Origin of the sequence: Sporosarcina sp. P13 (assembly GCF_002743055.1) — a bacterium.
GTDB lineage: Bacteria > Bacillota > Bacilli > Bacillales_A > Planococcaceae > Sporosarcina.
On record NZ_PDYM01000001.1, the window covers coordinates 165,265 to 176,901 of the forward strand.

The 11,637-nt window shown below is 40.7% G+C and carries 13 protein-coding genes; all 13 read right to left on the minus strand.

The window, feature by feature from the left end:
* Window positions 1–102: 102 nt before the first annotated feature.
* Window positions 103–954, minus strand: coding sequence for a ribosome biogenesis GTPase YlqF (gene ylqF / locus CSV79_RS00820; RefSeq protein ID WP_099687134.1), 852 nt, complete (start codon window positions 952–954; stop codon window positions 103–105).
* Between the two features lie 18 nt (window positions 955–972).
* Window positions 973–1,539, minus strand: coding sequence for a signal peptidase I (gene lepB / locus CSV79_RS00825; protein ID WP_099687135.1), 567 nt, complete (start codon window positions 1,537–1,539; stop codon window positions 973–975).
* 104 nt (window positions 1,540–1,643) lie between these two features.
* The gene (gene rplS / locus CSV79_RS00830; RefSeq protein WP_099687136.1) at window positions 1,644–1,988 is read right to left on the minus strand and encodes a 50S ribosomal protein L19; all 345 of its coding nucleotides are present in this window, start codon (window positions 1,986–1,988) and stop codon (window positions 1,644–1,646) included.
* 127 nt (window positions 1,989–2,115) lie between these two features.
* Window positions 2,116–2,853, minus strand: coding sequence for a tRNA (guanosine(37)-N1)-methyltransferase TrmD (gene trmD / locus CSV79_RS00835; RefSeq protein WP_099687225.1), 738 nt, complete (start codon window positions 2,851–2,853; stop codon window positions 2,116–2,118).
* Window positions 2,853–3,371, minus strand: coding sequence for a ribosome maturation factor RimM (rimM, locus tag CSV79_RS00840; protein ID WP_199171852.1), 519 nt, complete (start codon window positions 3,369–3,371; stop codon window positions 2,853–2,855). The genes trmD and rimM overlap by 1 nt, the downstream gene beginning before the upstream one ends.
* Before the next feature lie 104 nt (window positions 3,372–3,475).
* Window positions 3,476–3,709, minus strand: a complete 234-nt coding sequence (locus CSV79_RS00845; RefSeq protein ID WP_099638043.1) for a KH domain-containing protein — start codon at window positions 3,707–3,709, stop codon at window positions 3,476–3,478.
* 15 nt (window positions 3,710–3,724) lie between these two features.
* A complete protein-coding gene (gene rpsP, locus CSV79_RS00850) occupies window positions 3,725–3,997 on the minus strand; it encodes a 30S ribosomal protein S16 (RefSeq protein WP_099687138.1) in 273 nt (90 codons plus the stop codon).
* A gap of 92 nt (window positions 3,998–4,089) precedes the next feature.
* Entirely contained in the window at window positions 4,090–5,445 is a 1,356-nt protein-coding gene (ffh, locus tag CSV79_RS00855) for a signal recognition particle protein (protein ID WP_099687139.1), read from the minus strand.
* 12 nt (window positions 5,446–5,457) lie between these two features.
* A complete protein-coding gene (locus CSV79_RS00860; protein WP_199171845.1) occupies window positions 5,458–5,790 on the minus strand; it encodes a putative DNA-binding protein in 333 nt (110 codons plus the stop codon).
* Window positions 5,791–5,854: 64 nt separating this feature from the next.
* The gene (ftsY, locus tag CSV79_RS00865; protein ID WP_099687141.1) at window positions 5,855–6,880 is read right to left on the minus strand and encodes a signal recognition particle-docking protein FtsY; all 1,026 of its coding nucleotides are present in this window, start codon (window positions 6,878–6,880) and stop codon (window positions 5,855–5,857) included.
* A gap of 12 nt (window positions 6,881–6,892) precedes the next feature.
* Window positions 6,893–10,447: a chromosome segregation protein SMC gene (gene smc / locus CSV79_RS00870; RefSeq protein ID WP_099687142.1), complete on the minus strand. Its 3,555-nt coding sequence runs from the start codon at window positions 10,445–10,447 to the stop codon at window positions 6,893–6,895.
* A gap of 2 nt (window positions 10,448–10,449) precedes the next feature.
* Window positions 10,450–11,217, minus strand: a complete 768-nt coding sequence (gene rnc / locus CSV79_RS00875; RefSeq protein ID WP_099687143.1) for a ribonuclease III — start codon at window positions 11,215–11,217, stop codon at window positions 10,450–10,452.
* A gap of 107 nt (window positions 11,218–11,324) precedes the next feature.
* On the minus strand, window positions 11,325–11,564 hold the full coding sequence (locus tag CSV79_RS00880) for an acyl carrier protein (protein WP_029052326.1): 240 nt from the start codon (window positions 11,562–11,564) through the stop codon (window positions 11,325–11,327).
* Window positions 11,565–11,637: the final 73 nt, after the last annotated feature.

Below are 11,637 nucleotides of genomic sequence, written 5' to 3' on the forward strand. Positions count from 1 at the left end.
TCGCTAAATTGTTGTCTACGTATTATATCGGTTTGTATATGATTTTTTCGACAAAAAAGCAACGGTTAAGGTACAAGTGTCCCAAACCGTTGCTTTCTCTTTTTATGATTCTTCCGGAAAGTCGAATGTTAATTTTCCTACTTGTTGTTCGCGTATATCTCGAACGATTAATTCCGCCACTTTATCATAGTCAATTTCTCCGCCTTCACCGTACACTTTTCGACGCTCACCGATTCGATTAAAGATGGATAATATATCTTCACTGACGGTTTTCATTTGATAACGATGTTCCAAACGCTCTGCATAATGCTGTTCTAAAAAGCGTAGGCCGTAGACAGCTAATTCCTCCATATTGAGAACTGAATCTTTAATAGCACCTGTCAATGCTAGCTTAAATCCTACTTCTTGATCTTCAAATTTCGGCCAAAGTACACCTGGAGTATCTAACAACTCTAGTTCCTTGCCGTATTTAATCCATTGCTGAGCTTTCGTCACGCCAGGTTTATTTCCTGTTTGAGCGATGTTTTTCTTAGCGAGCCGGTTGATTAGCGTAGATTTCCCAACGTTCGGTATTCCCACAATCATGGCACGAATTGCGCCGGGACGAATCCCTCGTTTCTTCATACGATCGTATTTCGGTTGTAGAATTTCTTTTGCAGCTTTCGTAACTATTTGTAAACCCACACCTTCAAATGAATTGATTGCGACTGTACGAAAGCCTTGTTTCTCAAAATAAGCAATCCAACGCTTCGTCTGCGTCTCATCTGCTAAATCCATTTTATTCAAAATAAGCAGTCTAGGTTTTTGCTGAATTACTTCATCAATCATAGGATTTCGTGATGATAGCGGTAATCTAGCGTCTATTAATTCAAATACGATATCGACTAATTTAAGTTTTTCCGATACTTCTCGTCTTGCTTTCGCCATATGGCCCGGAAACCAATGAATTGTCATGTCATTCGACCCCTCTCATTACTTCGCAAAACCGATGTCTTTGATCGGCCAAAATATGACGCTTGTGCTACCGATAACTTCATCTATTTCAACTGGACCGATATGTCTAGAATCTTTACTTTTCCGACGATTGTCTCCCATAACGAAAATGTGATCTTCAGGTACTGTTTCCGCATTGATCTGTGGCACATCCTGAAGAGTGAAATCTTCTGTTAGTGTTCCGTCCTGCACTTCTGCTTTGTATTGATCCAGATAGGGTTCCTCATACGGCTCATCATTTATATAAAGAACATCATCTTTATATTCTACAGTATCACCTGGTAATCCAATGACACGTTTAATATAATCTTTCTGCTCAGGCGCATGGAATACAACAATATCAAAACGATGTGGTTCTCCAATCGAATAACCTATCTTATTGACGATCATGCGATCCCCGTGTTCTAACGTCGGTTCCATGGAAATTCCATCCACGACAATCGGTGTAAATAAAAATACGCGTATAATTGCAGCTAATCCAAAGGCGATCAAAAGCGCTTTGATCCATTCAAGACCTTCGCTTTTCGTTTTTTTCTCTTCCATCAATTCAACCTCCTACCTTGTCTGTTATTATTGTACAGCCAAAATGCTTTATGGGCAAAAAGAAAGGAGGCCAAATGCGCGGCCTCCCTTCGTTTTTGCATATCTGATTAGCGGAGTTCTTTGATACGTGCTGCTTTACCACGTAGTTTACGTAGGTAGTACAACTTCGCACGACGAACTTTACCGCGACGAGTTACTTCAATTTTAGCTAGCTTTGGTGTGTGTACAGGGAATGTACGCTCTACTCCAACACCGTTTGAAATTTTACGAACAGTGAATGTTTCACTGATGCCGCCACCTTGGCGCTTGATAACAACACCTTCGAATAACTGGATACGCTCACGTGTACCCTCGACAATCTTTACGTGCAAACGAAGTGTATCGCCCGGACGGAATGAAGGGTGTTCAGTACGTAACTGATCTTTTGTAATGTCTGCAATTAGTTTTTGCATGGTTTTCTCTCCTTCTTTTCTGAAGTTCATGCATGTGGTACATTTGCAGCGGAACATCAGTAAAATAGACGCTCTTAAAAAGCGCTTAGTAAATCATATCATACGTACGAAAGCGAATCAAGCACATTCAGTCTCTTTTTCGCTTCCATTGTTGATAAAGAGTTTGCTGATAGTTTGTCAAAGGCGCATCTTCCAATAATTCTGGACGACGCTCTGCTGTACGTTGGAATGCTTGTTCTTGTCTCCACTTATCAATCTCCGCATGATTGCCTGACAACAGCACAGCAGGCACTTCTAGGCCGTTATATGAAGCCGGGCGTGTATACTGTGGATGTTCAAGCATACCGGTTGAAAACGAGTCGTGTACTGCCGACTGATCATTCCCAAGCACGTCTGGTAATAATCGTACGATACTATCGATGATTGCCATTGAAGCAACTTCTCCACCAGTTAAAACGAAGTCACCAAGTGAAATTTCATCCGTCACCAAATGTTCGCGGATTCGTTCATCATATCCTTCATAGTGACCACAAATAAACACGAGATGCTCTTCCTTAGCGAGTTCTTCCGCTTTTTTTTGCGTGAAGCGTTGTCCTTGAGGGCACATAAGTATCACCCGCGGCTTAACTTCACTTGTGCTGGTCAGCGCTTCAACCGCTGCGAAAAGAGGCTCAGGCTTCAATACCATCCCTGCTCCACCGCCATACGGATAGTCATCGACTTTTCTATGCTTGTTCGTTGAATACTCACGGAAGTCTGTGACACGAAAAGAGGCCGCTTGCTGGTCTTGTGCTTTTTTCATAATCGAAGAATGAAGTACCCCTTCAAACATTTCAGGAAAAAGTGTTAGTACATCTATTTGCATCATGAAAGCAGTCCATCCATCAATTCGATTTTGATAATTTTATCTTCAATATCAATTTCTTTTACTACGTCTTCGATATATGGGATATAATGCGGTTTACCTTCTGCCGGTGTAACTGTCCAGACATCATTGGCACCTGTTTCAATAATTTCGGAAACTGTACCGATATCTTCGCCAGTTTCTGTCACCACGCGACAGCCAATGATTTCATGGTAATAATATTCGTGCTCTCCAAGCTCTGTCAGTTCTTTTTCGGATACTTTAACGATACCATCACGCAGTTTCTCTACATCATTAATAGTTGGATATCCTTCAAATGTTAAAAGATTGAAGTTTTTATGCTTCCGATGACTTGCCACGGTAACATAAATAGGTGTTTTGCTTTTAGGCATAAAAATCGCAAGCTTACTTCCTATCGAAAAGCGTTCATCCGGGAAATCCGTCGTAGCCATGACACGGACTTCTCCTCTAATACCATGCGTATTAACGATTTTTCCAACATTATACCATTCCATTATTTCGCCTCCATAAATCATAATTCTATAGTTTCGATTGGTATGCTTCTCATTTTAAGCATTTATACGTGCAAAAAAGGAAGGAACCGGGGCTCCTTCCTTTTGGATCAATCCAAGATATCTAGATACACTTTTTTGCCGTGGTGACTGCCTGCTGCTGAATAAACAATCGTACGGATCGCTTTTGCCACACGACCTTGCTTTCCGATCACTTTTCCCATATCTTCCGCATTCACTGATAACTGATAAACCACTCGTTGAGATTGTTCTTCAGCTACCACTTTGACGTCGTCAGGGTAATCGACTAACGGCTTTACAATTGTTTCAATCAGCTGCTTCATGTCCACCCCTCCAAATTACTTGCTGTATTTAGCGTTATGGAATTTTTCCATGATGCCTTGTTCTGAGAACAAGTTACGCACTGTGTCAGAAGGCTTCGCGCCATCTTGTAACCATTTCAAAGCCAATGCTTCATCAATGTTTACTGTTGCTGGTTTTGTAAGTGGATTGTAAGTACCCACTGTTTCGATTTGACGGCCGTCACGTGGTGCACGTGCATCAGCTACTACAATACGATAAAAAGGAGATTTCTTAGCTCCCATACGTTTTAGACGAATTTTAACTGCCATTATTATCTACACCTCCGAATAGTTTCACACAAGATAGTATATTACCAAGGTTTTATTTGTTTGTAAAGTGTTTTTTCTTAACACCTTAAAAATTATTTAAAAAACGAATCAAAACCTGGCATTTTCCCCTTCTTTTTGCCCTTCTGTTGCATGCTAGTCATTTGCTTGACCATTTTCTTCATTTCTTCAAATTGCTTCAGTAGGCGATTGACTTCTTGAATAGACGTACCAGATCCTACAGCAATTCGTTTTTTACGACTTGCATTGATGATATCCGGATTTTCACGTTCAGCACGTGTCATGGAATAAATGACCGCTTCTACGCGACCCATTTGACTTTCATCTACTTTTGCATTGTCAAGTCCTTTAATCTTATTGGCACCAGGCATCATTTTTAAAATTTCATCCAGCGGTCCCATTTTCTTTACTTGTTGCATTTGATCCAGGAAGTCTTCTAGTGTAAAACTTTGCGTACGCAGTTTTTGCTCTAGCTCTTTCGCTTTCTCTTCATCAACATTTTCCTGCGCTTTCTCGATTAACGACATAACATCGCCCATACCAAGAATACGTGAAGCCATACGCTCCGGGTGGAATGGTTCTAGCGCATCCATTTTTTCACCCATACCGACAAACTTAATAGGCTTTTCGGTAACTGAACGAATCGATAGCGCTGCACCACCACGTGTATCGCCATCTAGTTTTGTTAAAATTACACCTGTAATTCCAATAGTTTCATTAAAATTTTTCGCTACGTTCACAGCGTCTTGACCGGTCATCGCGTCAACAACAAGGAAAACTTCATCAGGCTTTGTCAATTCACGAATGTCTTTCAATTCCTGCATCAGCACCTCATCGACATGCAAACGACCTGCGGTATCAATGATTACCACGTCATTATGCTCACGTTCGGCCTCTTCCATCGCGCGACGTGCAATTTCCACAGGTGACTGGTCTGTTCCCATAGAAAATACAGGAACCGTGATTTGCTTCCCTAATGTTTCTAATTGCTGAATGGCTGCCGGACGATAAATATCCGCCGCTACAAGCAAAGGTTTTTTATTGTGTTTTTTACGTAGTACTGTAGCTAATTTTCCGGTAGTTGTCGTTTTACCCGCACCCTGTAAACCGACCATCATGATAACAGTTGGTGATTTACGGGCAAACTGAATCGGATTTTGTTCGCCACCCATTAAGTTGGTCAATTCATCTTTAACGATTTTTACAACTTGCTGGCCTGGTGTTAGGCTTTTCATAACATCTTGACCGACTGAACGTTCGCTGACGGTCTTGACAAACTCTTTTACCACTTTTAAGTTAACGTCCGCTTCAATAAGCGCAAAGCGTACTTCACGCATCATTTCTTTGACGTCCGCTTCATTGATTTTTCCTTTGCCTGTAATTTTGTTTAACGTTCCTTGCAGGCGTTCAGCTAAACCTTCAAATGCCATAGTCAATCCCTCCTATTCAAAATCTTTCAAGGTATGCAGAAGTTCCTGAACTTTAGCGGAAGAAGGTTCGTTTGTTGGCAAAATTTGCTGCAATTGTTCCACGACCTCGAGACGGTTCTCATGCTTTTCAAAAAGTTTAAGTTTTTTCTCGTAATCTTCTAACATCGCTTCTGTTCTTTTCACATTATCATACACTGCCTGTCTCGATACGCTATATTGCTCCGCGATTTCACCGAGAGAAAGATCATCTAAATAATATAATTGCATATATAATCGCTGTTTATCCGTTAACAATGATTGATAAAAATCAAAGAGGAAGTTTACCCTTGTCGTTTTTTCAAGCATGATTATAACCTCCCCCTACTTATAAATTCATACTACCCTTCGTACTCTTACCCGTCAAGTATTTTTACTTGTCTTCTTCTGTACCCTCTTCATCCTCTTCATCCTCATCTTCCATCTCAAGACCGTCAGCAAATAAGCCGTAAACGTATTTTTCTGGATCAAATGGTTGTAAGTCATCAATTCCCTCACCTAGACCTACGAACTTCACTGGAATATCTAGCTTACTTCGGATTGCAAGGACAATTCCACCCTTCGCAGTTCCATCTAGCTTCGTTAATACAATGCCCGTTACATTCGTTGCTTCATTAAATGTTTGCGCTTGAATTAACGCGTTCTGTCCAGTCGTAGCATCTAAAGCTAATAGCACTTCATGAGGTGCGCCTTCGATTTCACGGCCAATAATACGATGTACTTTTTCAAGTTCATTCATTAGGTTGACTTTGTTTTGCAAACGACCTGCAGTATCACAAATTAGAACATCAACATTGCGTTTTTTCGCTGCTTTTACCGCATCAAAAATGACAGCAGCCGGATCTGATCCTTCTGCCTGCCGTACAACTTCTACCCCCGTGCGCTCTCCCCAGACGACAAGCTGATCGATTGCGCCTGCACGGAATGTATCGCCAGCAGCTAACATGACAGTTTTTCCTTCTTTTTGTAAGCGTGAAGCCATTTTACCAATAGTCGTCGTTTTACCTACACCATTGACGCCCACCATTAAAATGACATTCAAACGGCCTTCTTCAATATTTAATTCATTAGATACTTCTTCACCAGCATTATAAATCTCCACAAGCTTTTCGGAGATCAAGGTTTGCATACCTGTCGTATCTTTAATATTTTTACGCTTTACTTCATCTTTTAATAAATCAATTAATTCCATTACCGTGTCGAAACCAACATCCGCTTGTAAAAGAACTTCTTCTAACTCTTCGAAGAACTCTTCATCTACAACGCGGAATCGTGAAACTAAATCATTTACTTTAGAAGTAAATGATTCACGCGTTTTAGTCAGACCGTCTTTAAATTTCTCTGTAACGGTTTCGTTCGTTCCCGTAATTTTTTCTTTCAGCTTTTTAAAAAAAGACATCAATTCCACTCCTTAGCTAGTTACTTCTTCTGTTACTTCTGACAGTTTGACCGATAGCAGTTTAGAAACGCCAGACTCTTGCATCGTGACGCCATATAATACATCAGCGCCTTCCATAGTACCTTTTCGATGGGTGATTACGATGAATTGTGTCTGATTCGAAACCTTCTTCAAATAATTACTATATCTCACAACATTCGCTTCATCCAGCGCGGCTTCTACTTCATCTAAAATACAGAACGGAACGGGACGGACTTCTAGTATAGAAAACAGTAAAGATATCACGGTTAATGCCCGCTCGCCACCAGACAACAGACGTAAGTTTTGCAGTTTTTTACCAGGTGGTCTAGCCACAATATCTATTCCTGTGGTTAGTAGATTGGATGGTTCCGTCAAGAGTAAATCGGCCTCACCACCACCGAACATTTCTTTGAATACGCGATGGAATTGACTACGAATCGCCTCAAAGGTCGTCTCGAATCGACTTTTCATTTCTTGATCCATTTCGGACATAGCTTCTTGCAACGTATTTTTCGCTTCCACTAAATCATTTCGTTGCGTACTTAAAAACTTATGGCGTTCAAATACTTCTTCAAACTCTTGGATCGCATGTGGATTAACCGGCCCTAGAGCTGTCAGCTGCCGTTTGTATTGCTCTACAGCCATTCGCAACTGGGGAACGTCAATTTCCTCCGTTAGATGAATGGCATTGGGATGTAAGCCATATTCGTCATCTAACCGCTTTGTAACCGTTTCTAATTGTGTTTCAAGTCTAGATAATTGGATGCGTACTGCATTTAATCGTTCTGTGATTGAAAGTAGTTGTAGCCGAAGTTGCTTCATCTGTTGTTCATGTTGATGAACGATTTCGGCATGTTGCAATCGCTTCGTTCTACTTTGTTCAATCGTCTTTTCCAATTGCTGTTTTTCCACTTGGGATTGTTTCATTTGGCGATCAATTTCTTCAGGTGATAACTCTTTACCGACCACTTGATTCCCTACATATTGTTGTTCTTCTCGCAATCGTGTAATAGATTGCGCCAACTCGTCCAACGAGTTGGTTGTTTCTTTAATCGCGTTCGCATGATACGTATTTTGTTCCTTTAACACGGCACTACTTTGCTGTAATGCAGCTAGTTTTTGTTGCAAAGCCTCTTGTTCTTCACGACGATTCTCAACTAATCGCTCCAAACTTTCCAATGTCTCTAACGTTTCGCTTAACTCCTGTTTCGTTCTCTTATGACGGCTAGATAGCCATTCTTTTTTATCTTTCAATTCCTTTGCTGCAGTCGCTGTATCTGTTCGACCGATTTCAATAGTCGATATTTCCATTTTAACGGAACGAATCTCCATTTCCGTTTCTTGTAATGAAGAGTGGACAATAGATTTCTTCTGTTGAAGTTCTTCCATTTTACGTTGCCATTGATCTCGTTGATACAGCAGGGTGCCTACTTGATCTCGCGTCTTCGCTAGTTGTCCATTCGCTTGCTGAATCGATTCCTCCATCCCACGCAAATGAACCGTAATCGTTTCTAGTTCCGCTTTACGTGAGAAAAGAGTCGACTGTCCTTTAGCCCCACCCCCAGTTAAAGAACCACCAGCATTTATTATATCTCCATCCAATGTGACAATTCGATAGCGGTGACCTATTGCTTTCGCTATAACGGCAGCCTCTTTTAGATCGCTTGCAACAATCGTTTGTCCCAATAAATTTTTAGCAACTGCTTCATATGCAGTAGACGTTTGAATTAAATCAAATGCTGTTCCAATAAAACCAGGCTGGCGGTTGACCAATTGTATGCTATTCATCGGCAGTTCACGAGGCTTCAAAATATCTAGCGGCAAAAAGGTTGCACGTCCGAAATTCTTAGACTTCAAATAACCAATCGCCTGTCTCGCATCTCGTTCAGTTGCTGTAATGATATGTTGCATTGCTCCACCAAGCGCTGTTTCGATAGCCTTCGTATACTTCGGCTCTGTAGAAATCAACTCTACTACCGCGCCTTCTATTCCTTGAAGACGTTGCCTTGCATGTAACACTTCTTTGACACCCGAATAAAAGCCAGAGAAATCTTTCTCCAGACTTTCAAGCGCACGTATTCTACCTTGCATCTCCGATTGCTTACGCAAAGCTTGCTGTAGAAATTGCTGTTGCGTGGATAGTCTTTGCTCCGCTTCTTTTAACTCCGTACCACATTTAGCAACTGACTTTTCCACATCATTTATTTGTTGTTCGACAACCGACTTTTGTTGTTTTTTCTCTTGTTGTTCTTTGGTTAGCTGTTCCATACGCTCTAATAGCAAAGCTGTTTGAATTGTAATTTTTTCTGTTGAAGATTTTTCTCCTAGCAATCGTTCTTCAACATGTTTCACTTCACTTCGTAGAGTCGCTTCTTCATTCAACTTTTCAATATAGATGGATTTCAAGTGTTCGATTTGCTGTTCTGTTTCTTTCACGGAACTGCTCAGCATACCCGTTACTTGTTTAATTTCGTTTGATGTATACAATAACTCTTCTTTTACTTGTTGCTGCTTCACTTGCAACGCTTGCAACTTTTCCCCAGTCACTTGTCTCAATTTCTCTGCTGACTGTAATTCTTCTTGAATACGCGCTAACTGTTGAGTTGTATTACGGCTCTTTTCAAGGGATAATAATCGTCTGCCTTCCCACTTTTCCGCTTCAGATGTTTTATTTATTAGCTCATTTTGTAACTCATCCAGCTGCGATTCTATTTGTCGTAGCGTGATTTTATCTTTTTCTAGTGCCTGCTCCTGATTCGTTAACTGGGCATCCAATGTTAACTTTTTATCTTCATCAGTAGTGACTGCTGTGGTCTTTTCCAAGATTTGTTGTTGGAACATAATTGCATCATGATGAAGTAAACGGACATCTGCTTCCCGCAATTCTGATTGCAACTTGGCTGCTTGACGCGCTGTGGACGCTTCCTTTTTCAAAGGCTCCAGACGGTCATCAATTTCTTTTAAAATATCTAAGACACGATCTAAATTATCCGTAGTTTCAAAAAGCTTATGTTCCGCTTGTAGCTTATGTGTTTTATATTTCAATACACCAGCCGCTTCATCAAAAACATTTCTTCGTTCTTCTGCACGGCTATTCAAAATCTCATCCACTCTACCTTGGGAAATAATCGAAAATGCTTCTTTTCCTAAACCAGAGTCCATGAACATAGTTGTAATATCTTTTAACCTACAAGACTGCCCGTTCAATAAATACGCGCTTTCTCCAGATCGGAACACACGTCTACTGACACTAATTTCCGTATAATCTAAAGGAAACAACCCTTGCGTATTATCTAAAATTAGAGTGACTTCTGCAAAATTAACAGCCTTTCGGGAATCACTTCCGGCGAAAATAACATCCTCCATTTTACTACCACGTAGTGATTTAGCAGATTGCTCTCCAAGTACCCAACGAATCGCGTCAATAATATTGCTTTTTCCGCTGCCGTTCGGACCGACAATGGCTGTCACGCCTGGCACAAAATCGATAAGAATTTTCTCAGCGAAAGACTTAAAACCTGTAATCTCTAGCCTCTTCAAAAACACAATTAGTTCTCCCCTTCAGTTGTCTGCGACTGTAACTGTTCGATTGCTCGACGTGCAGCTTCCTGTTCGGCCTCTTTTTTAGACTTTCCAATTCCCTTACCGAGTGGCTGATCATTGAGATTAACTACGGTAACAAACTTTTTCGCATGTGCAGGACCTTTTTCCTCAACCACTTCATATTGAAGAGGTCCATTATTCTTTTGCTGCACTAATTCTTGCAAACGACTTTTATAATCTGTCACATGCGAAAAAGCACCGACACTGATTTTTGGAAAAACGATTCGGTTTAGAAATTCTTCGACTACTTCCATTCCTTGGTCGAGATAAAGTGCACCAATATAGGCTTCAAAAACATCTGCGAGCAGTGCTGGACGCATTCTACCACCGGTCAATTCTTCTCCCTTACCCAATAAGATAAAATCACCAAAGTGCAACTCATTGGAAAACTTTACGAGGGATGGCTCACATACAATCGCCGCTCGAAGCTTTGTTAGTTCACCTTCACTTTTTGAAGGTTCAGTACGGAATAGAAATTTGGATACACCTAGTTCTAATACAGCATCTCCTAGAAACTCTAGTCTTTCATTATCAGAAAACTTCTTCCGTCGATGTTCATTAACATAGGAAGAATGGGTAAATGCATTAAACAATAATCTTTCATCATGAAATTGCACATCTAATTGTTTTTGAAGAACTTTAAACTTTTCTCGAACAGTATGTGGCAATGTAGGATGGGACGCTATTTCTTTAGTAGGTCTTTTATTTTTCATAAACTATTCTGCCTCTCATCTATAATCTTTGTTTACATTTCATGGTAAAGCGAAAAGAGACGCCCCCTTCCTTTCAGATGAAAGGAGAAAGTGTCTCACCGAAAAGGTTATTCGCCAACTTTTTCTGTAATGTATGTTACTGCGTCTCCGACAGTTGCAATTTTCTCTGCATCATCATCAGAAATTTCTGTTTCGAACTCATCTTCAAATTCCATAACAAGCTCTACTACATCTAGTGAATCAGCTCCTAGATCCTCACGGAAAGAAGCTTCAGGTTTTACTTCGCTCTCATCGACACCAAGACGGTCGACAACTACTTTAGTTACACGCTCAAGTACTGTTGACAACATAGTCACCTCCTCTCAAGGCTACAAGCCATTTCGGCTTCTACTGAATTATAGTGGTTTCACGCCTCATTGT

Excerpts from the sequence above, each read along its gene's own strand:
- rnc (WP_099687143.1), bottom strand. The coding sequence starts at position 11,217 with ATGAAAAATAAAAGACCTACTAAAGAAATAGCGTCCCATCCTACATTG.
- ffh (WP_099687139.1), bottom strand. The coding sequence starts at position 5,445 with ATGGCATTTGAAGGTTTAGCTGAACGCCTGCAAGGAACGTTAAACAAA.
- ylqF (WP_099687134.1), bottom strand. The coding sequence starts at position 954 with ATGACAATTCATTGGTTTCCGGGCCATATGGCGAAAGCAAGACGAGAA.
- ftsY (WP_099687141.1), bottom strand. The coding sequence starts at position 6,880 with ATGTCTTTTTTTAAAAAGCTGAAAGAAAAAATTACGGGAACGAACGAA.
- rpsP (WP_099687138.1), bottom strand. The coding sequence starts at position 3,997 with ATGGCAGTTAAAATTCGTCTAAAACGTATGGGAGCTAAGAAATCTCCT.
- CSV79_RS00845 (WP_099638043.1), bottom strand. The coding sequence starts at position 3,709 with ATGAAGCAGCTGATTGAAACAATTGTAAAGCCGTTAGTCGATTACCCT.
- CSV79_RS00860 (WP_199171845.1), bottom strand. The coding sequence starts at position 5,790 with ATGCTTGAAAAAACGACAAGGGTAAACTTCCTCTTTGATTTTTATCAA.
- trmD (WP_099687225.1), bottom strand. The coding sequence starts at position 2,853 with ATGCAAATAGATGTACTAACACTTTTTCCTGAAATGTTTGAAGGGGTA.
- rplS (WP_099687136.1), bottom strand. The coding sequence starts at position 1,988 with ATGCAAAAACTAATTGCAGACATTACAAAAGATCAGTTACGTACTGAA.